This window comes from Proteus sp. GOKU, from assembly GCF_015475555.1.
GTDB lineage: Bacteria > Pseudomonadota > Gammaproteobacteria > Enterobacterales > Enterobacteriaceae > Proteus > Proteus mirabilis_B.
On record NZ_CP034105.1, the window covers coordinates 2,780,058 to 2,802,758 of the forward strand.

At 38.2% G+C, this 22,701-nt stretch carries 20 protein-coding genes; 9 read left to right on the top strand and 11 right to left on the bottom strand.

From position 1 onward, the window contains the following. Positions 1 to 11: 11 nt before the first annotated feature. From qseG to purL, 3 genes are all read right to left on the bottom strand, one after another. Positions 12 to 1,046: a two-component system QseEF-associated lipoprotein QseG gene (gene qseG / locus EHE21_RS13005; protein ID WP_228766683.1), complete on the bottom strand. Its 1,035-nt coding sequence runs from the start codon at positions 1,044 to 1,046 to the stop codon at positions 12 to 14. Beyond that, entirely contained in the window at positions 1,046 to 2,494 is a 1,449-nt protein-coding gene (locus EHE21_RS13010) for a sensor histidine kinase (RefSeq protein WP_194950874.1), read from the bottom strand. The genes qseG and EHE21_RS13010 overlap by 1 nt, the downstream gene beginning before the upstream one ends. A 691-nt stretch (positions 2,495 to 3,185) precedes the next feature. After that, complete coding sequence (purL, locus tag EHE21_RS13015) at positions 3,186 to 7,076, bottom strand: phosphoribosylformylglycinamidine synthase (protein ID WP_194950875.1); 3,891 nt, start codon at positions 7,074 to 7,076, stop codon at positions 3,186 to 3,188. Positions 7,077 to 7,340: 264 nt separating this feature from the next. On the opposite strand from purL, the gene mltF reads away from it, so the two are divergent. The 6 genes from mltF to EHE21_RS13045 all read left to right on the top strand — a co-directional run bounded on the left by mltF (position 7,341) and on the right by EHE21_RS13045 (position 15,277). Next, positions 7,341 to 8,813 carry a membrane-bound lytic murein transglycosylase MltF gene (gene mltF / locus EHE21_RS13020; RefSeq protein ID WP_194950876.1) on the top strand — a complete coding sequence of 491 codons (1,473 nt, stop codon included), beginning with the start codon at positions 7,341 to 7,343 and terminating at the stop codon, positions 8,811 to 8,813. 811 nt (positions 8,814 to 9,624) lie between these two features. Then, complete coding sequence (locus tag EHE21_RS13025) at positions 9,625 to 10,173, top strand: fimbrial protein (protein WP_075670446.1); 549 nt, start codon at positions 9,625 to 9,627, stop codon at positions 10,171 to 10,173. 178 nt (positions 10,174 to 10,351) lie between these two features. After that, positions 10,352 to 12,838, top strand: coding sequence for a fimbria/pilus outer membrane usher protein (locus tag EHE21_RS13030; RefSeq protein ID WP_194950877.1), 2,487 nt, complete (start codon positions 10,352 to 10,354; stop codon positions 12,836 to 12,838). Between the two features lie 30 nt (positions 12,839 to 12,868). Next, a complete protein-coding gene (locus EHE21_RS13035) occupies positions 12,869 to 13,633 on the top strand; it encodes a molecular chaperone (protein ID WP_109392980.1) in 765 nt (254 codons plus the stop codon). Between the two features lie 25 nt (positions 13,634 to 13,658). Beyond that, positions 13,659 to 14,729: a fimbrial protein gene (locus EHE21_RS13040; protein WP_194950878.1), complete on the top strand. Its 1,071-nt coding sequence runs from the start codon at positions 13,659 to 13,661 to the stop codon at positions 14,727 to 14,729. After that, positions 14,729 to 15,277 (top strand): fimbrial protein, encoded by a 549-nt coding sequence (locus EHE21_RS13045; protein ID WP_194950879.1) that lies wholly within the window; start codon positions 14,729 to 14,731, stop codon positions 15,275 to 15,277. Before EHE21_RS13040 ends, EHE21_RS13045 begins: the two co-directional genes overlap by 1 nt. Positions 15,278 to 15,284: 7 nt before the next feature. On the opposite strand, the gene tadA is transcribed toward EHE21_RS13045, so the two are convergent. Both tadA and EHE21_RS13055 read right to left on the bottom strand, forming a co-directional pair. Continuing rightward, complete coding sequence (gene tadA / locus EHE21_RS13050) at positions 15,285 to 15,815, bottom strand: tRNA adenosine(34) deaminase TadA (protein ID WP_088495037.1); 531 nt, start codon at positions 15,813 to 15,815, stop codon at positions 15,285 to 15,287. Positions 15,816 to 15,922: 107 nt separating this feature from the next. Continuing rightward, positions 15,923 to 16,558, bottom strand: coding sequence for a LysE family translocator (locus EHE21_RS13055; protein WP_098942283.1), 636 nt, complete (start codon positions 16,556 to 16,558; stop codon positions 15,923 to 15,925). Between the two features lie 273 nt (positions 16,559 to 16,831). Here EHE21_RS13055 and EHE21_RS13060 point away from each other — a divergent pair, with 273 nt between their 5' ends. From EHE21_RS13060 to EHE21_RS13070, 3 genes are all read left to right on the top strand, one after another. Beyond that, entirely contained in the window at positions 16,832 to 17,149 is a 318-nt protein-coding gene (locus EHE21_RS13060; RefSeq protein WP_088495035.1) for a type II toxin-antitoxin system RelE/ParE family toxin, read from the top strand. 3 nt (positions 17,150 to 17,152) lie between these two features. Next, on the top strand, positions 17,153 to 17,461 hold the full coding sequence (locus EHE21_RS13065; RefSeq protein WP_194950880.1) for an addiction module antidote protein: 309 nt from the start codon (positions 17,153 to 17,155) through the stop codon (positions 17,459 to 17,461). Between the two features lie 243 nt (positions 17,462 to 17,704). After that, positions 17,705 to 17,965, top strand: a complete 261-nt coding sequence (locus EHE21_RS13070) for a YfhL family 4Fe-4S dicluster ferredoxin (protein ID WP_075673672.1) — start codon at positions 17,705 to 17,707, stop codon at positions 17,963 to 17,965. 40 nt (positions 17,966 to 18,005) lie between these two features. Here the strand turns inward: EHE21_RS13070 and acpS are convergent, their stop codons facing one another. From acpS to lepB, 6 genes are all read right to left on the bottom strand, one after another. Continuing rightward, the gene (gene acpS, locus EHE21_RS13075; RefSeq protein ID WP_069367826.1) at positions 18,006 to 18,386 is read right to left on the bottom strand and encodes a holo-ACP synthase; all 381 of its coding nucleotides are present in this window, start codon (positions 18,384 to 18,386) and stop codon (positions 18,006 to 18,008) included. Further along, a complete protein-coding gene (pdxJ, locus tag EHE21_RS13080; RefSeq protein ID WP_194950881.1) occupies positions 18,386 to 19,117 on the bottom strand; it encodes a pyridoxine 5'-phosphate synthase in 732 nt (243 codons plus the stop codon). Before pdxJ ends, acpS begins: the two co-directional genes overlap by 1 nt. Positions 19,118 to 19,186: 69 nt before the next feature. After that, positions 19,187 to 19,927: a DNA repair protein RecO gene (gene recO / locus EHE21_RS13085; protein ID WP_088495032.1), complete on the bottom strand. Its 741-nt coding sequence runs from the start codon at positions 19,925 to 19,927 to the stop codon at positions 19,187 to 19,189. A 9-nt stretch (positions 19,928 to 19,936) separates the two neighbouring features. Next, positions 19,937 to 20,845, bottom strand: coding sequence for a GTPase Era (gene era, locus EHE21_RS13090; protein ID WP_023581601.1), 909 nt, complete (start codon positions 20,843 to 20,845; stop codon positions 19,937 to 19,939). Next, positions 20,842 to 21,522 carry a ribonuclease III gene (gene rnc / locus EHE21_RS13095; RefSeq protein ID WP_069367822.1) on the bottom strand — a complete coding sequence of 227 codons (681 nt, stop codon included), beginning with the start codon at positions 21,520 to 21,522 and terminating at the stop codon, positions 20,842 to 20,844. The genes era and rnc overlap by 4 nt, the downstream gene beginning before the upstream one ends. Positions 21,523 to 21,717: 195 nt before the next feature. Continuing rightward, a complete protein-coding gene (lepB, locus tag EHE21_RS13100; protein WP_194950882.1) occupies positions 21,718 to 22,689 on the bottom strand; it encodes a signal peptidase I in 972 nt (323 codons plus the stop codon). Between the last annotated feature and the right edge of the window lie 12 nt (positions 22,690 to 22,701).

The following is a 22,701-nucleotide window of genomic DNA, read 5'->3' on the forward strand; positions in this document are numbered from 1 at the left end:
GCACATTCTCCTTATTTAGATCCTGCTTCAGTCGGTTTTGAGTCTTGTGTGTCAGTTTTGACTGGCTCTGGTTTTACCGCCTCAGGTTTCGTAGATTCTGGTTTTGAAGGCTCTGGTTTAACCGCTGTTGCAGAAGGTTGTTTTTCCTCACCCTTTGGCTTCTCTGTTATCGATTGCGTCGAAACGGGTTTTTCAGCTGGTTTTTCAACAGTTGTTTTTTCGGTAACAGGTTTCTCTGCATTCACTTTTTCTGTTTCCGTAGATGCTGTTGTTGCACTTTCCGCTAAATCTTCATTTTGGGATAGCGAATCAACAGAGCCACTCTGTTTTCTATTCGATAACTGCCGTTCAATTTGGGTAAGGCTTTCAAGCTTTTTCAATGTGACACTTAGTTCATGCTGTAACGCATTATTCTCTTTTCTTAGCGCATCAATTCTATTATCTGTTTCAGTGGTTAAACGACGATAACGATTCTTTTCTTCCGCTAAAGAGAGAATAAGCGTTTGGTTCTCAATCCATGTCGATAATAGAACTCGCATAGAACTCGGAAATTGTAATTTATAGCTTTCTAATAACACTAATTGTGTTCGACGATCGGCAATCGTCATTCCCGCACGCTCTAATAAAATACTTTTATAAAATGCATCATCCCATCCAGTAACAACAACACTGTTTGCTTGGCGTTGTGCTTCCGTCGTCATTATGCGGTTTGTACATTCAATGGCACGTAACCAATAAAGCGCGTTATTGATGCCTTCATCATAAAATGAGCTCAATGTTTTACATTCAGCCCAGCGATAATCAATCGTTTTTTGTTTAACAACGGGGATTTCTGGCTCTGGCTCTTGTGCCTCAGTTAGCGACTTTGGTGTACACCCTGAAAGAACCAGTGGGAACATAATAAACAAGAAACACTGTTTCCAATTTAATGCGATTTTTCTAGTCGATGCAGGGGCCATAGATAACAATTCAATACCAAGCATCTTCTTATTTATTTTTTTATACTCATGGTGAGGAGATGCTTGTTTTTGTGACCTGATTTGCATTATTTAATCTCAGAAAGTAGCGGTAATTCAATACGAAAACAGACATCGGCATAGTCAGAAGGAACAACACTTAATTCACCTTCCATTCTCTTGATACAGTCATGAGCAATACTTAAACCTAAACCACTGCCTTTTACAGCTCCTTTGCGTAGCAAAGATCCTTGGAAAAAGGGTTCAAAAATCATTTTTTGTTCAGATTCAGGGATAGGTGTTCCTTTATTGGCTATATCAATAACTATTTTCTGTTCAACTTGATAACTAGAGATCCAGATATTACCTGATTCAGCACCATAGTGCACCGCATTCGAGTAGAGATTGTCGATAACTCGTGATAATAATGTTGCCTCTGCTCGACAAGTGGTTAGATTAAGTGAAATTATCGTTTTAATATCTTTAGCTCTCGCAGGTAAACTGTGGGCTAATACCACATCATTCACTAATTGAGTCAAGTTAATTTCTTCGATTTGTTGAGGAACTTCAGAAAGTTTACGATTGTAATCAAGTAGTTGTTCAATTAATAACTGTAACTGCTTGCTGCTATTATCGAGAATTGAAACGACTTCTTTTTGATCTAGAGTTAAAGGACCCGCAACTTCATCAGCTAATAATTCCGTACCTTCTCGCATACTGGCTAACGGTGTTTTCAACTCATGAGAAATATGGCGCAAAAATTCATGTCGTTGTGATTCAAGCCATGCTAAACGCTCACTTAACCAAATAATACGTTGTGCTAATGAACGTAACTCTCGTGGCCCTTGAAAAGTATCTAAATTATTATTGAGTGTTCGACCTTCGCCTAATCGATTGATCATCTTTTCGATCCCTTTAACTGGGCCGATAATCATTCGAGTAAATAGCGCAATGAGGATCAAGCTGAAAACAAAAACGATAAGGCTTTGCCAGCCGAAATAGCGCCCTTTCTCAGCGATTGCCATCTGAAGTTGTTCGCCACGGCTAAAAATAATCTCTTTAGTTAATACAACAATACGGTTATTGGCATAAGAGAACTGTTCTAGGGCTTGTTGCATCTCTTTTGTGGGTTCGCTGCTTTCGCATTGAATGGATTTTAGTTTTTCAAGAGAGGTATTAAGCACATTCGCTTCTTTAGAGGCAGAAAGAGGAATAATGGTTTGTTGTAATGTCGAGAAGAGTTTGGTGTATTGCTGGTAGCGTTGCTGATACATATCATCATCGGTTTTATCCCGTAAAACACAATACCGACGATAGTTTCCTTCCATTTCAATCGCTAGATTTCGCATCACTTCACTGCGTTCAGTATCTGCAAGTGCATTTTTATTAGTAATAGCCGCCTGATTACTTAGTTGATCAAGACTTTGATAGGCCTGATAAGCAAGTACAAGTAAAGGTAATAGCACCATCCAAAATGCCATTATCACGAGCTGTCTTAAAGAACGAGGGAAAATACGCCACTTTTTCAATGAAATCATCTCAACACCTATTAGAGTAATGCGATGCTACATGACTTGATAACAAGAAAAAAGTCCGACATGGGGAAAATCAGGCATAGAGAACAAACACAAACGAGGAAATTTGACAGGCTCTAGAAGTGGGAGAGCGGAATATCTTATTGAGATATTCCGCTCGTCAATATTTCATCTCTTTTTTCTCTAAAAGAGAATGAAGGTGGTGCCTCACTCCACGTGTCGCCCTGTGTTTGATAAGGTCCGAAGACGAGTATCATGATGTTGGACGGTAGGCACCTTACTCTGGCGTCATTCCTGGCTTATGTGGTATGTTCCCACCCATATTGTGGACCGACATAAAAAGTTGAATGAGCAACTGATTTATATAATGCACAAGCCGTGCCAACTTTCAAAAAATAAATATAACCAATTGAAAAACAACTAAAAATAAAAACACACCTCTAATATTTCATTTATAACTCTTTTTTATCTAGTTATAAAACAACTAAGCTGTCTCCATATCCAGACAGAGTTACCCTAAATTTAATAATTACTTATATTTCAACCAATTAAATGTCGCCAAAAAGAGACACCAAAAACAATGAGTGTCGTCGTTTTTACACAACAAAAAATAATCCTTTTATTATCAATAAAATAAAGCCTCTAGCAATGTAGAGGCTTTATGTATTTATCACTAAGATAATTTTACATTTGATTAATCAAATTGTTTTCTTGCATTGCGGAATAAACGCATCCAAGGGCTATCTTCACCCCAGTTATCGGGATGCCAAGAATTACTAACCGTTCTAAACACACGTTCTGGGTGAGGCATCATAATAGTTGAACGGCCATCTTTTGTAGTGACCGCTGTGATCCCTTTTACAGAGCCATTAGGATTTAATGGATATTGTTCTGTTGGATTACCGTAGTGATCCACAAAACGTAATCCCACTAAATTTTGAGCCTCTAATTGCGCTAATTGTTCAGCATTACGGAATTCAGCGAAACCTTCACCATGAGAAACAGCGATAGGCATTTGTGAACCCGCCATACCTTGTAATAACAATGATGGGCTTTCTGTCACTTTCACTAAACTAAAGCGCGCTTCAAAACGCTCAGAACGGTTGCGAACAAAACGAGGCCATAAATCTGCCCCCGGAATAAGCTCTGATAATGTTGACATCATTTGGCAACCATTACAGACACCAAGAGATAAGGTATCTTGGCGCTCAAAGAATTGAGCAAACTCATCACGTAAGCGAGAATTAAATAAAATAGATTTCGCCCAACCTTCGCCAGCACCTAATACGTCACCGTAAGAGAATCCACCGCAAGCCACCAACACATCAAAATCACTCAGTGAACGTCGAGCAGAATGCAAATCGCTCATATGAACGTCGATAGCATCAAAACCAGCTCTGTCAAAAGCAGCTGCCATTTCAACATGAGAGTTAACACCTTGCTCTCTTAATACTGCAATTCGAGGGCGACTTCCTGTTGCAATATAAGGGGCTGCAATATCTTCATTTGGATCAAAGGTTAAATTCACATTTAAACCCGGATCGTTGAGATCTTGTTTTGCCTGATGCTCTTCATCTGCACACTCTGGATTATCACGTAAGCGTTGCATTTGCCATGTTGTTTCTGCCCACCAAAGACGCAATGTGCTGCGCTTTTCATTGTAAACTTCGGTTTCACGGCTTTGGATAATAATGGCATCATTTTCTGTTGCTTGACCTAAATAGTGTAAACAATCCGATAAGCCACATTCAGCAAATAATGCTTCTACAACCTCTTGATGTTCAGCACTAATTTGGATCACACCGCCTAGCTCTTCATTAAAGAGTCCCGCTAGAATATCTTCATCATAAGCACTGATATCGACATGTAAGCCACAATGGCCTGTAAATGCCATTTCAGCGAGTGTGACAAATAATCCACCATCAGAACGATCGTGATAAGCCAACAATTTGCCATCATTGACTAATTGTTGCATCACATTGAAGAACTGTTTCAACTGCTCAACATCACGAAGATCTGCCGCTTTTTGGCCTAATTGACGATAAACTTGTGCTAGTGCCGTTGCACCTAATGCGTTATGACCATTGCCCAAATCAATCAAATACAAGCGGTTTCCTGCTTGTGTTGATAATTCAGGTGTCACTGTTTTACGCACATCTTCAACACGAGAGAATGCCGTAATAACTAAAGACAACGGAGAAGTAACCTCTTTGGTTTTCCCATCTTTATCTTGCCAGCGTGTCTTCATTGACATCGAATCTTTGCCCACAGGAATAGTAATGCCTAACTCTGGGCATAATTCTTCACCAATGGCTTTTACTGCGTCATATAAACCCGCATCTTCACCCGGATGACCTGCTGCTGACATCCAGTTAGCCGAAAGCTTAATACGATTAAGCGCTTCTACATCACAACCTGCCATGTTCGTTAGTGCTTCACCGACAGCCATACGTGCAGATGCTGCAAAATCTAACAGTGCAATCGGTGCTCGTTCACCAATAGACATCGCTTCGCCATAATAGCTATCTAATGTTGCTGTGGTAACAGCACAGTTAGCAACAGGAATTTGCCAAGGCCCAACCATCTGATCACGCGCAACCATACCCGTTACAGTACGGTCACCAATAGTAATTAAGAAGGTTTTTTCAGCAACGGCAGGTAAATGAAGAACACGATAAACGGCATCTTTTAAATCAATATCTTTACGAGAGAGATACTCACCTTCTGTTTTCAGTGATTTTACATCACGCAACATTTTAGGTGCTTTACCTAATAATATGTCTAATGGCATATCAATCGGTTTATTATCAAAGTGTGTATCGTTTAATACTAATTCACGCTCTTGCGTTGCTTCACCAATCACGGCATAAGGCGCTCTTTCACGCTGACATAACGCATCAAATAGAGGCATTTTTTCTGGCGATACCGCTAGCACATAACGTTCTTGAGACTCATTACACCAGATCTCAAGTGGGCTCATACCCGGTTCATCATTAAGAACATCACGTAATTCAAAACGACCACCACGACCGCCATCATTGACTAGTTCAGGCATTGCATTAGAAAGACCACCAGCACCAACGTCATGAATAAATAAGATCGGGTTATCGTCACCTAATTGCCAACAGCGGTCGATAACTTCTTGGCAACGGCGTTCCATTTCTGGGTTATCACGCTGAACAGAGGCAAAATCTAAATCCGCATCTGATTGACCGGATGTCATAGAAGAAGCAGCACCCCCACCAAGACCGATATTCATTGAAGGTCCGCCAAGTACAATCAACTTAGCACCAACTGTGATTTCACCTTTTTGTACGTGATCTTCACGAATATTACCAATACCACCTGCTAGCATTATGGGTTTATGGTAACCGCGAATTTCAACACCATTGTGGCTATTAACTTGTTCTTCATAGGTTCTGAAATAGCCTAGTAATGCAGGGCGACCAAATTCATTATTAAATGCTGCACCACCTAATGGACCTTCAGTCATGATGTCTAATGCATTAACAATGCGCTCTGGCTTACCAAAATCTTCTTCCCAAGGCTGCTCAAACCCAGGAATACGTAGGTTAGAAACTGAAAATCCTACTAAACCCGCTTTAGGTTTTGCACCACGTCCAGTTGCACCTTCATCGCGAATTTCACCACCAGAACCCGTTGCCGCTCCCGGCCAAGGTGAAATAGCCGTTGGGTGGTTGTGTGTTTCTACTTTCATCAAGATATGTACAGGTTCTTGATGATAGTGATAATGCCCTTTTTCTGTATCAGGATAAAAACGTCCCGCCACAGAGCCTTCCATTACCGCTGCATTATCTTTATAAGCTGACATGACATAGTCAGGCGTTTGCTCAAACGTATTTTTAATCATTTTAAATAATGATTTATCTTGAGCCTTACCATCGATAATCCAATCAGCATTAAATATTTTGTGTCGGCAGTGTTCAGAGTTAGCTTGTGCAAACATGTAAAGCTCAACATCTGTTGGATTACGTTGTAAGCGGTTAAATGCATCGACTAAGTAATCAACTTCATCGTCTGCAAGTGCTAACCCCATTTCGATATTCGCTTTTACTAATGCATCTTTGCCTTTTGCAAGCACATCAATAGTTTTTAGTGGTGCCGGAGTTTGCTCGGCAAAAAGTGCATTTACATCTTGATAATTGAAGAAGATGGTTTCCATCATTCGATCATGAATAAAACCATAAAGTTGTTGCCACTGAATATCTGTCATCGTACCGCATTCAATAAAGTAGGCGATACCACGTTCAATTCTAACAACCTTGGCTAAACCACAGTTATGTACAATATCTGTCGCTTTAGAAGACCAAGGTGAAATTGTTCCCGGGCGAGGCGTAACAACTCGCATTTCCCCAACAGGCTCATGTTCTGTTAATGAAGGCCCATAATGCAGTAGTTGACGTAATTTAATTTGATCATCTTCTGATAACTGCCCTTCCACTTTCGCGAAATGGACAAATTCCGCGTATATACCTTGTACAGGAAGATCATTTTCCTGACATAGAGTGAGTAATTTATTGATACGAAATGCGGATAAAGCGGGGGAGCCACGCAGGATTTCCATAGTATTGAGTTCTCTCTTTTAGCAGCTAGCCTGATCAGTCATTCAGGGGAAACGCGCCTAGTATAATAGAATAACCGCTCAGACGAAACCGTTTGCGTGAACAAAATAACGGCATTTAACTTAGAGTGTTTTAATGATTAATTGGTGTAATCAAGTTGCGTCTTGCCAATATGTTAAGCAAAATGCTCGATTACTGGAAATTTATCCATGTTAAAATGACGATTTTACACACAACAATAAACAACGTTAACGAGAACCAACCTATTGAATAATATAAGGATAAACTATTTCGTTATCGTTATCATAGCGCTCTTTTCAGCGGCTATTATCGCGTTGAATATTACATGGCCGGATAGGCAAAAAGCGCAGATAAATAAGATTTTATCTCGTGGTGAGTTAAGAATTAGTACGATACCTTCACCATTGATAACGATGAACGATAAAAAGGACCCCGTAGGTTTCGATTATGAATTAGTGAAACGCTTTGCAGATTACCTAGGCGTGAAACTTGTCGTTAATATGCGGACAAATATCAACCAAATGTTTGATGATTTGGAGAATAATAAAGCTGACTTTATCGCTGCCGGATTACTTTACAATAAAGAGAGATTAGAAACGACACGCAGTGGCCCTGCTTACTTTTCAGTTTCTCAACAGCTTATTTATCGTAAAGGGACATTAAGACCACGTAGCTTTGATGCGTTAGATGGGCGTCTTGTTGTCACTGCTGGCTCTGCTCATGCAAGCTTATTGCGAACACTAAAAGAGACGCAATATCCCGAACTTGAATGGGAAGAATCAGATAATCAGACAACCTCACAACTACTAGAAGCCTTATCGGAAGGTAAAATAACCTATGTATTAGCAGACTCAATCAGTGTTGCTGTACAACAGCGCATTCATCCTAATGTTGCTGTAGGATTTGAAGTCACTGAAAGTCGTCCACTAACATGGTATCTGCCAGATGGTGAAGATAATAGCTTATATGCAGCGATGCTCGATTACTTTAATCAATTATCTCAAGAAGATGTATTAGCAAGACTTGAAGAAAAGTATTTTGGCCATGTAGGTACGTTTGATTACTTCGATACTATCTCTTTTATTACAGCGATAGATTCTATTTTGCCAAATTATCAGCCTCTTTTTGAAAAGTATGCAGATACCTTCGATTGGCGCTTATTGGCAGCGATGGCATGGCAAGAATCACATTGGGATCCTCATGCTACATCACCAACGGGTGTTAGAGGGTTGATGATGTTAACTCGCCCTACTGCATCAAGTATGGGTGTTACTGACAGGCTTGATCCTGAAGAAAGTGTTCGAGGAGGAGCGCAATATCTTAAACATCTTCTTTCGCGCTTACCCGATTCTATCCCTGAAGATGAAAGAATTTGGTTTGCATTAGCAGCATATAATATGGGATTTGGCCATATGCTTGATGCCAGAAGGCTTACTGAGCAACAAAATGCCGATCCTGACAGTTGGCTAGATGTAAAATCAAGATTACCTCTACTTAGCCAAAAGAAATATTATGCTGACCTCCCTTACGGCTATGCCAGAGGCCATGAGGCTTATCGCTACGTTGAAAACATTCGACGATATCAGCTCAGCCTTGTCGGTTACCTTCAAGCCAAAGAGAGCAAAAATAAAATATTATCTAAAGATAAAGAGAGTGATAACGATGAAGAACAAGAAAGATCATCATTGTCATTAACTCAAGATATGGCTTATCAATAATTTTTGATATTAAAAACAGTCTATTAAACAACATAGCCTCTTTTACAGAGGCTTATTTATTTCCCTTCTACTATTCAATAATCATTCCAACCATTAAAAGCAATCCCTAAATTAATATTTTCTTAATATTAAAAATTGTTACATTTTTTCATCCCATTTTTTACCCAAAATAGGAAAAATACATGTGTTAAAAAATGTAACACTCATTAGTTAAAACACTCAGCTAATGAGTAAATTGTATTTAAAATGATCCAATTAGTCATTTTAAGACTATCAGAATAAGCGAAATATAAGAAAAAATTAACTTAAATACGTAGGAATTATCTCATTAGTTATTATTCATTTTATGATTATTATTTTCTGAGAAACTTTTTTTGCAACAAAAATTAACCTAAACATGCTTTTATTAACATCTAACCTATTGAATTATATATATTATGATAATCTATAATTGATTTCATTAATTTTCTTAACTGAATGTTAATAACATTACTTTTCGTAAAGTTAAAACAATGTTAATTATATTGTCTATTAAATTTATCTGCCTGATAAACTTTTTCACCCATAAACTGAGTAATAAAAAGAATAAATCTATACAAAACTCTATTAATATGGAATAGGCAAGATTAAATATGAAAATTGAGTAAATCAACAAAACGTTATATCAAATAGAACGTCTTTGTTGATATCATATAAACCAGTCATTATTCGAAACAACTCGAAATATAATGCAAATCAATTTTTATATTCCGACATTAATATTATTTTTCTATAAATAATAATACGCACGATCTTCAAGGGATTATCTATAATGAAACTGAGTAAAATTGCTTTAGCTGCTGCTTTAGTATTTGGTATTAATTCTGTTGCAACTGCTGAAACTCCTGCACCAAAAGTTGGCGCAACTAAAGGCGAAATTCAATTAAAAGGTGAAATTGTTAATTCAGCTTGTGGATTAGCAGCTTCTTCAAGTCCTGTTATTGTTGATTTCAGTGAAATTCCAACTTCTGCATTAGCAAATATGCAGAAAGCAGGTAACGTTAAAAAAGATATCGAATTACAAGACTGTGATACTACCGTAGCAAAAACAGCTACTGTTAGCTATACACCAAGCGTTGTTAATGCAACAAATAAAGACTTAGCATCTTTCGTATCTGGCTCAGCTTCTGGCGCAGGTATTGGCTTAATGGATGCTGGCAGCAAGTCAGTAAAATGGAACACAGCAACAACACCTGTACAATTAGTTAATGGTGTTTCTAAGATCCCATTCGTTGCTTACGTTCAAGCTGAATCAGCAGACGCTACTGTAACTCCAGGTGAATTCCAAGCCGTTATCAACTTCCAAGTTGATTATCAGTAATCGTTTTATTTATTTAAATTAATTAAATAATAGATTAATTACTGCATTAACGCAGAGGGCTTCCTCTGCGTTAAATTTGATAAAACACTTCAATTTAATAAGAATAAAATAAAAAGTAATTAAATAAATATTCATTATTTAATTAGTTTTTATTTAATTAATAATTAGGCGTTTATTCATGTTAATTTCTTTTTTTCACAGCACAATATGGAAAAACATTTGTGCCATTTTGCTATTGTGCTTAGCGTTTTTCGCTCAAGCCGAGCAAGATGATTCTGTGGAATTTAACATTCACATGCTAGATGCCGAAGACAGAGATAATGTCGATTTATCTCGTTTTGCAACTTCTAATTACATTATTCCGGGTATGTACTACTTAGATATCCGTATAAATGGCCGTGACTTTCCTCGCCAAAACATTAATTATGTTGAAGTGAAACCTAATTACTCTATCGCTTGTATTGACCCTACTCTTCTAAAAAAGTTAACAGTTAACGAAGAAAATCAAAAATTTATCGAAGAAATCTCGCCAGAATGTTTCGATATTAGTCAATTGCCGGGTATCTCTATCAAAAATGATGGCGGTATCCTTGATATTGTTATGCCTCGCTCATTAATGAAATATGAAGATACAGATTGGACACCACCTGAATTATGGGATCCGGGTGTATCTGGGTTATTAGTTGACTATACCTTGACAGGTACATCAACTCGCCCGAATAAAGGCAATAATAACAACTCATTGACAGGTTATGGACAAGCTGGAATTAACGTTGGTGAATGGCGACTACGTGCCGAATATCAAGGAAACTATTCATCTGAATATTCATCAAATAATAGCTTTGATTGGAATCAGATTTACGCTTATAAACCATTACCTAACCAAGCAGCAAAACTAACGCTGGGTGAAACTTATTTAAACTCTCAAGTTTTTGATAGCTTTCGTTTTACAGGTGCCAATATACAAAGTGATGAAAGAATGTTGCCTCCTTCTTTGCAAGGTTATGCACCTGAAATCCACGGTATCGCAAACACCAATGCCAAAGTGACTGTAACGCAAAATGGCCGCTTAATTTATGAAACCACAGTACCTGCGGGTCCTTTTGCTATTAAACATTTACAAGACACAGTACAAGGTCAATTAAATGTTAGAGTCGAAGAGCAAAACGGTAAGGTAAATGAATTCCAAGTACAGACCGCCAACCTACCTTATATGACTCGTCCTGGCTCTGTGCGTTATAACACATCAATGGGTCAGTCATCGCTCAACAACCATAAAATGCAAGGCCCTGTTTTTTATCAAGGTGATTTTTCATGGGGTATGAACAACACATGGTCACTGTATGGTGGGGTTTTATTGACAGCTAAAGATTACAATGCGTGGTCATTAGGTTTAGGTCACGATATGGGTCGTTTGGGTACACTCTCAGGTGATATTACTCAGTCTTATAGCAAAACTTATGATAATGAAAATATCAACGGGATGTCATTCAAACTGAACTACGCTAAAACATTCGATGAATACCATAGTACGATTACTTTTGCGGGCTACCGTTTTTCAGAGAAAACATTCCGATCTTTCTCTCAATATATAGATGAGCGTTATAACGATATTAATAACAATGGTTATGAAAAAGAGATGTATACCATTACAGGTAACAAAACTTTTTGGGCTGATGATATTGAAAAATCGACAACACTTTACCTCTCTTATCGACACCAAAACTATTGGGATAAAAATACACAAGAACAATATGGTGCTACGGTAAGCCGTAATTTTTCTATTATGGGTATAGAGCAGATTAATACTAACTTATCTGCATTCCGTACTCAGTATAAGGGAAATACTGATGATAGTATTTCTTTCAACATTTCAGTGCCATTAGGAAGCGGCAAAAGCATTGGTTATAGCTTGCAAGACAGTAACGGTAAAGTGAACCAAATGGCCTCTTATTCTGATAATAGCAATTATAATAATCTATGGCGTGTCCGTGCAGGTTTAAGCTCAGACAATAAAGCCAATACTGATGGTTATTATCAACACCGTTCGCAATATGCAGAAATTAACGCCAATGCAAGCTATCAACAAGATAATTACGTTGCAGTAGGCGCAACAGTTAAAGGTGGATTTACTGCGACACGCCATGGTGCTGCATTACATAGTAGTAGCATGACATCAAGTACTGCCCGCATGATGGTTGATACTGATGGTGTTGCAGGTGTGCCATTTAATAACCAAAGTACGACTACAAATCTATTTGGTATTGGGGTATTAACTGACTTAACTAGTTATAACAATGTTGATGCTCGTATTGATGTTGATAAAATGGATTCAGATATTGAAACACACAAAGCCATTACTTCTGCAACATTAACTGAAGGTGCGATTGGCTACTATAAATTCCCTGTTCGCCAAGGTGAGCGCTTAATGGCTATCTTACAAACTGTCGATCAAAAATATCCGCCATTTGGTGCCGAAGTCACCAATAAAAACGGTGAAAATATGGGAATGGTGATGGAAGATGGTTTAGTTTATATCGCCGGTGTTAACCTTAATGAATCATTAAACGTGATCTGGGGTGGTAAAACCCAGTGTACGATTACAATTCCAGCCGCAATTAACGATCCTCTAAAACGTGAATTGTTATTATGTCAGGGATTTTAATGAACAAAATGAATTACTAGAGATAATTGTATGAACTCATTCAACACACTCAAAACGCTTTTTTGTGGCTCATTAATTGCACTCAGCATAGTGAGTACAACTCAAGCGGGCGTGTCATTAGATAGAACTCGTATTGTATTAACGGGCAACGAGAATTCAGCTAGTGTAAATCTAAAGAACACTAGCCCTGACATTCCTTTTTTAGCTCAGTCATGGGTTGAAAATGAACACGGACAAAAAATTGCCTCTCCTTTAGTGGCATTGCCACCTTTACAGCGTCTTGATGGCGACCAAAAAGGGGTTGTCAGAATAACCAAAACAGCAGAAGTTGGACTTTTACCACAAGATAGAGAATCACTATTCTATTTAAATGTGCGTGAAATTCCACCAGCACCAAAACAAGCTAACGTGTTACAAATGGCAATGCAGTCTCGCATTAAATTATTCTACCGCCCAACTGCCATTATTCCTGAAAAGCCGGGTATGATTTGGCAAGATCAGTTAGTGTTTAAAAAGCAAGGTAATCAATTTATTGCTGAAAACCCAACACCTTACTACATCACTATTATTGGGCTTTCTAATAAATTGAATGGTGAAGATAGCGATAAGTTAACCACATTCCCTGGTTTAATGGTTGCTCCTAAATCATCTTTGGAAATTCCAGTTAAAACCAATGGCGTCAATCAATTTTACATGATGTATGTAAATGACTACGGTGGACACCCAGAATTAAAATTTGTTTGCCAACAAAATAGCTGTACAGCGGCACCGAAAGAACAACAACCAAAATATTAATTAACTTGACGCCAGTAGGAATAAAATGAAATTAACAACAGCAAATTTTTATTTCAATACGCTAAAATTACTTTTTACTGGCGCAATGTTATGTACTCCAATTGTTGCTTCTGCATACATTCATGGTGAGGTTCGTACCGTTGGCGGCCCTAATATCTTTAGAGTTGAGTTAAATAACGCAACATTTCCTAATAACAGACCAGGTGAAACTGCCAGAGTAAATTTTTCTTTACCTGATAGATATTTAGCAACAGTTTATTGCCCTAAAGATCCCTTAGTTCCTAATTCTCGCACTTATTATATGGCGAATTCTGACCTACGCTATTTAGGTAATAATTACTATGAACTTAATGAATACGTCGATGTTCAGATCAAGTTTTCTATTTGGGGCCCTGATTCTCTTCCTACAGTTCCTTTTATTGAAAAGCCTAATAATCGAAATGGGCAACAAGGCTGTCGCGTTCCTGAATCACCAAAACCCAATATGTCATCAGGAAGTAGCGGTGTATTAGTATTTCGTCTAAAAAAACCGATTATTAATGGGGTTTCATTAACAGGGCAAGCTGTAGCGCAAATGTATGCCCGTGTAGGTAATGGCTTATATCAAGAGTATGGCCCTGAACCAATTTCAAAATTAGTGATTAGCTCAGGAATACTGACCACTGAAGATAAATGCACATTTAATAATGGCTCTCCAATTACCTTTGATTTTGGCAATGTCGGTAATACTTCTGACTATTTGAATGGTCAAAACTACAAGATCACGCGCAATATTCCAATAAAATGTGAAGGTGGTAGTTTTACTAATCCTAACAGTCGAATTATGTTTAAAATTCAAACAGGAAGTTCTGGTGTTGCCAGCTTTAACCCTAATTACCTTGGTACAACAGGACCTGTAGATAGAACAAATTTAGGTATTGTTTTAAGAGACAAATCAGGAACGATTGTGCCACCTAATCAATATTTTTCTGTCGGGAAGCTGAATAATTTTAAAGGTAATTGGGAAGTTACTGCTGCTCCTATTGCAAAGGCAGGGAGCAAAATTACAGAAGGTGAGTTTTCAGCACATGCCACCTTAGTGGCGGAGTTTATGTAATGGAAAATCCAATAATAAAATCGGCGATTTCTCTTTTATTATTACTTTCACCTTCTGCCTTTGCTGTGACAGAGCTTATTGGCGGCGATATGGAATTTAAAGGTGTTGTTGTTGCACATGGTTGTACCATTGTTGCTGGTGATGAAAATAAGGTAATTGATTTTAAGCAGATATCTGCCAAAGATCTCTATACCTTTCAAAAAAGTGAACCCGTTGCTTTTAGTATTAGTTTAGAAAATTGTAGTCAGGATATTTATAAAAGTGTCACAATCACGCTAGATGGGAAAGAGCATCCTACAATGCCCAATCACCTTGCTGTCGTCGGCAATGGATCTGAAGATCCTAAAAGTATCGGGATTGTATTTACTGATGTGCAACGCAATGTGATCCAATTAAAAAAGCCGAGCTCAACTCGACTTCTTAATAATAAACGTATTCAATTTAATTTTATGACGTATGTTGAGGCATCACCCTCTGCACTAAAAAATCAAACTTTGCTAACAGGCCCTTTCCAAGCCCAAGCAACATATACCCTTAATTATCAGTAAATAAATATTATTCTTTTATTGCTGGTTCAGTATTGATTATGGCTGGACTGGCTTTTTGCTTTTTAAGCTGTTTCTTTTCAGCCCTTCTCATTTTAAAAAACTGACTTAAAAGCTGTGAGCACTCTTCACCTAATACACCTGAAGTTATCTCAACTTTATGGTTCATTCCGGGATGCTGTAAGATATCAATAAATGAACCTGCCGCACCTGTTTTTAAATCTGAGGCACCATAAACCACCCGTTTTACCCGACTATGCACAATTGCTCCGGCACACATCACACAAGGTTCAAGGGTAATATAAAGAGTCGCATCAAGTAGGCGATAATTTTGTAAATGCTTTCCCCCTTTGCGTAATGCCATAATCTCTGCGTGTGCAGTGGGATCGTTATCGATAATTGAATGATTCCATCCTTTAGCAATGATTTTATTATCAACGACTAAAACTGCGCCGACTGGTATTTCACCGATTTCTTGTGCTTTTTGCGCTTGCTCAATCGCTTTATGCATCCAATAAATATCATCTTTAACTTTATTCACAAGGATATCTCTTCATTATCATATAGCGGGATATTGTACCCTGTTTTCTATTGATAACTAAAGAAATTGTCTTGAATTGTTTATGACAAAGATAGCAAGATGAAACTTTAGTTTACGCGCGCTTCAGTAGCTAATTTGACGGCTAAAGCGCCTAAGATTGTTGCCATAAACCAACGTTGAACCAATGCCCAACGAGGCCTTTGCATAAAGAACCCAGCAATAGAGCCTGCGGCAATAACAATCAATGCATTTACCGCAATGCTAATAATAATTTGGATACTACCTAACACTAGTGATTGATTTAAAACACTGCCATTTTGAAGGCTAATAAATTGAGGTAACAGTGATAAGTACATTAATGCGATTTTAGGATTGAGTAGGTTAGTGATAAAGCCCATGACAAAGAGCTTTGTTGTATTGCCTGAAAGTAATTTTTTGGGATGAAAGATAGAACGCCCACCGGGCTTAATAGATTGCCAAGCGATATAAAAAAGGTAAATAGCACCACAAATTTTTAATGTATCGTAAGCATAAGGCACAGCCATAAAAATAGCTGTAATACCAAATGCAGCTAATAACATATAAAAAATATAGCCAACAGCCACACCGATTAATGAAATAAATCCGGCCTTTTTCCCTTGAGAGATTGAGCGTGAAATCAGGTAAATCATATTAGGGCCCGGTGTTAGCACCAAACCCAAGGACAAAAGCGCAAATGTCCACATATTGAACAGTGTTGGCATAGTATACCCCTTATTTATTGCATTATTTAACATCAATAACAGAGTGTTAGGTGTGCGGAATACCACAAAAAATACTATTTTTTGTTATTCATTTTCGTTTTTGTTTTTGTTTTTGTTTTTGTTTTTGTTTTTGTTTTTGTTTTTGTTTTTGTTTTTGTTTTTGTTTTTCTATTTAGATAGTTTTGCTTTAAATATATATTACTGATATATTTTAGTAGCTTATAAGCTACAAAAATAGTTGTGTTGACGTAGCTTATAAGCTACATTTTGCCAATGAAAACTATCAAACATTATCTAACAATAGATGGCAAAGACTTATATGCCGACTACTTCAGAAAGATACGTGATCCTGTTGCTAAAGCCAAAATTGCATCGAGAGTAAATAGAATGGCAAGTGCGTGTTTTGGTGATCATAAACCTTGTCGTGAAAGCATTTGGGAGCTACGAATTGATCAAGGTGTGGGTTATCGCGTCTACTATAGTTTAATCAATGGCGAAATTATATTGCTACTTCTAGCAGGAGATAAACGAACTCAGGATGCTGACATCAATAAAGCCATCCTATGTCTAAAAGATTATTTAAAGAGGTAGATTATGCCAAAATCTCGTTTACACGATGACGCAATGATTGAGCTTTTGCGTGAAGATCCTAGTTTTGCAAAAGCATATTTACACCAAGCCTTCCTTGATATTGATGAAGATGGTGGGCAAGAAGCTTTTCTTATGGCATTACGCCATGTCGTAGAAGCTCGGGGCGGTATGGCAAAAATTGCCAAAAAAGCAGGAGTATCTAGAGAAACGCTTTATCGAACATTATCACCAACAGGAAACCCAACATTAAAAACATTGCGAAATGTTATTAGTGCAACTGGCTTTCATTTCTCTTCATTAGCAAGTATTTAATATTTTATTTATACATTCTAATAAACCATTTGAGCGATGCCACTTTAGGAAATTCCCTATAAATGGTAACCTTACTCCCCCCTTACTTAGTGCCTATTAAGCAAAAAGATTGGGGTAATATTCCTATTTGAATGATAAAACACTACTTTATCGGATATAGCGACACAAAACTGATAGATGGTAACATATAAGTGCAAGATATAAGTTACTGAAATTTAATAATTTATATATTAAGTGACTGATATGGCTTTACTAATTACGAAGAAATGCATCAATTGCGATATGTGTGAACCAGAGTGTCCAAATGATGCGATTTCAATGGGGGATGAAATTTATGAAATTAATCCTGATCTTTGCACTGAATGTGTAGGACATTACGATAAACCAACTTGCCAATCGGTTTGTCCGATTACTAACACGATCATCACTGATCCTGCTCATACTGAATCTCAAGATGAATTATGGGAAAAATTTGTGTTGATCCATCACGCAGATAAGATCTAAACCTTAATCGATGATTTTGTGGGTGATAAATCTAAGAGAGCTATTTTTCTAAAATAACTGTCGCACAAGCATAACGCTGTTCATCAGCAAGTGTTACGTGAATAGAGTTTATCCCCGCTTTCTCTGCCATCTCTTTGGCAACCGCTAAAAAATGCAAGGTGGGTTTGCCTAACTCATCATTACGCACTTCAAAATGGTTGAAAGCTAATCCTAAACGTATACCTGTTCCTAATGCTTTTGCCGCCGCCTCTTTTACTGCAAATCGCTTAGCTAAAAAACGTATTGGCTGTTTATGGGATTGATAAATTTCCCATTCAGTATCAGTAAGAATGCGACGAGCAAGGCGTTCACCAGAACGCCCTATAATATCTTCGATACGTGATATCTCGACGATATCCATACCTAAACCAACAATAGCCATTAGCGACGCGCTTCTCGCATTAAGCGTTTCATTTCTTCAACCGCTGGCGCTAATCCACTAAATACGGCTCTACCAATAATAGCGTGACCAATATTCAGTTCATACAGTTCAGGTAATGCCGCAATACGTTGTACGTTGTGATAATGCAGACCATGTCCTGCATTCACTTTTAAACCTTTAGATGCAGCATAAGTGACTGCATCACGAATACGGACAAACTCTTTTTCTTGAGCCATTTCATCTTCAGCGTCAGCATAAGCGCCAGTGTGGATCTCAATAAAAGGCGCACCAACACGGTCGGCTGCGTTAATTTGCTCATGGTCAGGATCAATAAATAGAGAAACTTTGATACCTGCTAAAGATAAGCGTTTAATTGCATCAGCAACTTTTTCTTCATTGCCAACAACGTCTAAACCACCTTCTGTTGTCACTTCTTGGCGTTTTTCAGGTACTAAACAGCAAAAATCAGGCTGAGTTTGACAAGCGATCTCGATCATCTCTTCAGTAACTGCCATTTCCAGATTTAATCTTGTCTGAACCGTTTGGCTTATCAGCATTAAATCGCGATCAGTGATATGACGTCTATCTTCACGTAAATGGATAGTTATACCATCAGCACCAGCTTGTTCTGCAATGAAAGCCGCTTGAACAGGATCGGGATAAGTTGTGCCACGGGCATTACGAAGGGTGGCGATATGGTCAATATTAACGCCAAGTAGAATATCAGACATGCTCTTCTCCTGAAAAATAACGTTGCATTACCTTAGTTTACACATTCCATAGAGAAGAAAAAGACAATATTACTGTTCTACCATCAATGCTCTTTTCTTTGGGGCTTTTTTAATGGCAAATTGTCTAAAAAGTTCTCTACTTTTTAATGGTTTTCCGCCTAAATAGGGCTTCAATGCCATTCGAGTAAATCTTTTTGCCGCTTTTAATGTTTCAACAGTAGGAAATTCGCGACTGGCTAAGGATTTTAATTCAAATCCAGTAAAACTATTATGATCAACCACTAAACTCGCAATAAAACCTTTTTCTTCTCGATAACGATAGGTCATCGAATCTGAAACTGGCTCTCCACTTCCCGCACAATGCAGAAAATCTAAACCATAACCCAGTTGTGTTAATAGCGCGAGTTCAAAGCGTCTCAGTGCAGCTTCAGGTGTAGTATCGCTAGCAGCAAGAATTTGCAAACAGGAAAGGTATTCAAAAAAAAGTACACTATAAGAAGTACCATTTTCTAAAACGCGAGATAATAACTCATTGAGATACAAGCCACTGTAGAGTACAGAGCCTGTCAGTGGTAATGCTAAAGAGATAGGTTCAGCATCACGAAGTGTTTTAACTTCTCCTCGCCCACTCCAACGAATGAGCAAAGGAGTAAAAGGTTGAAGTGCCCCTTTTAAGGGTGAACGACGGCCTCGTGCACCTTTTGACAATATGCGTACCCGCCCTTCGTTTTCAGTGAAAAAATCGAGTAACAAACTCGTTTCACTGTAAGGTCGAGCATGGATAACAAATGCACGTTGCCAGCCATCCACTTCAGTTACCTACTTTAAATCGTCCACATAGCCAAGGCTACGTAAAGCACGTTCATCATCAGCCCAACCCGCTTTGACTTTCACCCAAAGTTCTAAGTGAACTTTGTTTTCAAATAAGTCTTCCATATCCATACGGGCTTCGGTACCAATTTTCTTGATTTTCGCACCTTTATTACCAATAACCATTTTCTTCTGGCCTTCACGCTCAACCAGAATTAATCCGTGGATATCATAACCACCACGCTCATTGGTAACGAATTGTTCGATTTCAACAGTGACAGAATAAGGTAATTCTTCACCTAAAAAGCGCATCAATTTTTCACGAATAATTTCTGACGCCATAAAACGCTGAGAGCGATCAGTAATATAATCTTCAGGGAAATGATGAGTCGCTTCTGGTAAACATTTACGTACGATTTTCGCAATCGTATCAATATTCATGTCTTTTTCAGCACTGATTGGTACTACATCAAGAAAATCCATTTGTTGGCTTAAAAAGCCAATGTGTGGAAGTAACTTGGTTTTATCAGTCACGTTATCCACTTTATTAATTGCTAATAAAACAGGGCAACGTAATGATTTTAATTTATTTAATACCATTTCGTCATCAGGCGTCCAGTTGGTGCCTTCAACAACGAAAATAACCAGTTCAACATCACCAATTGAACTACTTGCTGCGCGGTTCATCAGTCTGTTGATGGCTCGCTTTTCTTCAATATGCAAGCCCGGTGTATCCACATAAATTGCTTGGTAAGCACCATCTGTATCAATACCCATGATACGGTGACGCGTAGTCTGCGGTTTACGTGATGTAATAGAAACTTTCTGCCCCAGTAATTGGTTCAGTAGTGTTGATTTTCCCACATTTGGGCGACCGACTATCGCAATAAATCCGCAATAGGTTTGTTCTTCGCTCATTCAAGCTCCAGTTGTATTAATGCCTGTTCAGCAGCGGCCTGTTCAGCTTTACGACGGCTTGTACCCATCCCTTTGACAGGTTGTTCGATACCGCTTATCTGACAATGGATCGTAAACTCTTGATCATGGGCTTCGCCACGAACCTGTACCACAATATAAGAAGGTAATGGTAAATGACGGCCTTGCAGATACTCTTGCAAACGAGTTTTAGGATCTTTTTGCTTATCGCCCGGGCTGATTTCAGCCAAACGATTCTCATACCAATTTAAAATAATTTTTTCGATATTTTGAATATCACTATCGAGGAAAATGGCACCAATTAAAGCTTCCACCGTATCCGCTAAAATTGATTCACGACGAAAACCGCCGCTTTTTAATTCTCCTGGCCCTAAACGTAGACATTCGCCGAGTTCAAATTCACGCGCTAATTCAGCGAGTGTATTTCCACGAACAAGCGTTGCTCTCATTCGGCTCATATCACCTTCATCAACACGAGGAAAGCGATGATAAAGTGCGTTAGCAATCACATAACTTAGAATTGAATCACCTAAAAATTCTAAACGTTCATTATGTTTACTGCTGGCACTACGATGCGTTAAAGCCTGTAGTAATAATTCATTTTGCGTAAAAGTATAGCCCAGTTTCTTTTGTAACTGGTTTACTAATAAAGTATTCATGTGCGATCAATTTCCATAACTTAATTTGAAGCACACGCAACAAATCTGTTTAAGACAACGAGAAATTATCGAGTTGGATAACAGAACTGTTGCGTTTGCACTGACTCCTGTCAATAACAGGAGCCAATCATATTTAAAGAAGCGACATATTCTACACTTAGATAAGAAGGAATGCTGTCGCTATTTTGTTAATTATTACTTAATGCCACCGATGCGGCTAAAACGAACACCTGTTGGCCATTCATTCTCTACTTTTTCAAAGCTCATCCAGATCGTTGTCGCTTTACCGACTAAGTTCTTCTCTGGAACAAAGCCCCAGAAGCGACTATCAGAGCTACCGTCTCGATTGTCACCCATCATAAAGTAATGACCTTCAGGAACAATCCACGTACCGACAGGTAATCCGGGTTGAATAAACTCTGGCATCGTCATATCACCGGGTATTGTCATAATACGGTGAGAGACTTTATCAATCGTTTCTACCCTTTCTTCTTCACGTAATTGAGTTGCTGTTGAAATAGGCTCCTCAATTGGAATAGATTTCATACCATTAATACGCTGACCACCCGGTACATTTTGTAATGACAACGTCCATTCACTTGGGTAAGCTGTACCATAAGTTACTGAAATTTCTTCATTACAAATGGCTTTATCACAATTTGGATAGACATGAAGTTTTTTCGACATCATATCATAAACAATTTTATCGCCCGGTAATCCAATAACACGTTTAATAAAATCAGTAGAAGGATCACGAGGATATTTAAATACTGCGATATCGCCTCGTTTTGGCTTCCCTGTATTAATTAACGTTGTCTGTGTAATTGGATCTTTTAATCCATAAGCAAACTTTTCAACCAAGATAAAATCGCCAACCAACAAGGTTGGCATCATGGAGCGAGAAGGTATTTGAAACGGCTCATACACAAATGAACGCAGAATCAAAACAATAATCAAGACTGGGAATAAAGAGCCTAATGTCTCCGCCCAACTTGGTTTATTAATTGATTTTGCTAACTCTTGCTGATCCTCGGTCCCTTGCGTCATCTCTTGAAGACGCTTTAGTTTTGCTTTTCGGGCTGGCTTGAGTTTAAAGCGCTCAATTCCCCAAAAAACTCCCGTTATTAGCGTTGCCAGCGTTAGGATCAAGGCAAACGTGTTAGCCATGTTTTCTCCTTA

Bases quoted from the DNA above. Each gene is read 5' to 3' on its own strand.
- EHE21_RS13060 (WP_088495035.1), top strand. From the start codon at position 16,832: ATGAAAACTATCAAACATTATCTAACAATAGATGGCAAAGACTTATAT.
- EHE21_RS13040 (WP_194950878.1), top strand. From the start codon at position 13,659: ATGAAATTAACAACAGCAAATTTTTATTTCAATACGCTAAAATTACTT.
- EHE21_RS13065 (WP_194950880.1), top strand. From the start codon at position 17,153: ATGCCAAAATCTCGTTTACACGATGACGCAATGATTGAGCTTTTGCGT.
- lepB (WP_194950882.1), bottom strand. From the start codon at position 22,689: ATGGCTAACACGTTTGCCTTGATCCTAACGCTGGCAACGCTAATAACG.
- acpS (WP_069367826.1), bottom strand. From the start codon at position 18,386: ATGGCTATTGTTGGTTTAGGTATGGATATCGTCGAGATATCACGTATC.
- EHE21_RS13030 (WP_194950877.1), top strand. From the start codon at position 10,352: ATGTTAATTTCTTTTTTTCACAGCACAATATGGAAAAACATTTGTGCC.
- rnc (WP_069367822.1), bottom strand. From the start codon at position 21,522: ATGAATACTTTATTAGTAAACCAGTTACAAAAGAAACTGGGCTATACT.
- EHE21_RS13025 (WP_075670446.1), top strand. From the start codon at position 9,625: ATGAAACTGAGTAAAATTGCTTTAGCTGCTGCTTTAGTATTTGGTATT.
- EHE21_RS13045 (WP_194950879.1), top strand. From the start codon at position 14,729: ATGGAAAATCCAATAATAAAATCGGCGATTTCTCTTTTATTATTACTT.
- EHE21_RS13055 (WP_098942283.1), bottom strand. From the start codon at position 16,558: ATGCCAACACTGTTCAATATGTGGACATTTGCGCTTTTGTCCTTGGGT.
- purL (WP_194950875.1), bottom strand. From the start codon at position 7,076: ATGGAAATCCTGCGTGGCTCCCCCGCTTTATCCGCATTTCGTATCAAT.
- EHE21_RS13010 (WP_194950874.1), bottom strand. From the start codon at position 2,494: ATGATTTCATTGAAAAAGTGGCGTATTTTCCCTCGTTCTTTAAGACAG.
- EHE21_RS13070 (WP_075673672.1), top strand. From the start codon at position 17,705: ATGGCTTTACTAATTACGAAGAAATGCATCAATTGCGATATGTGTGAA.
- pdxJ (WP_194950881.1), bottom strand. From the start codon at position 19,117: ATGTCTGATATTCTACTTGGCGTTAATATTGACCATATCGCCACCCTT.
- EHE21_RS13035 (WP_109392980.1), top strand. From the start codon at position 12,869: ATGAACTCATTCAACACACTCAAAACGCTTTTTTGTGGCTCATTAATT.
- era (WP_023581601.1), bottom strand. From the start codon at position 20,845: ATGAGCGAAGAACAAACCTATTGCGGATTTATTGCGATAGTCGGTCGC.
- qseG (WP_228766683.1), bottom strand. From the start codon at position 1,046: ATGCAAATCAGGTCACAAAAACAAGCATCTCCTCACCATGAGTATAAA.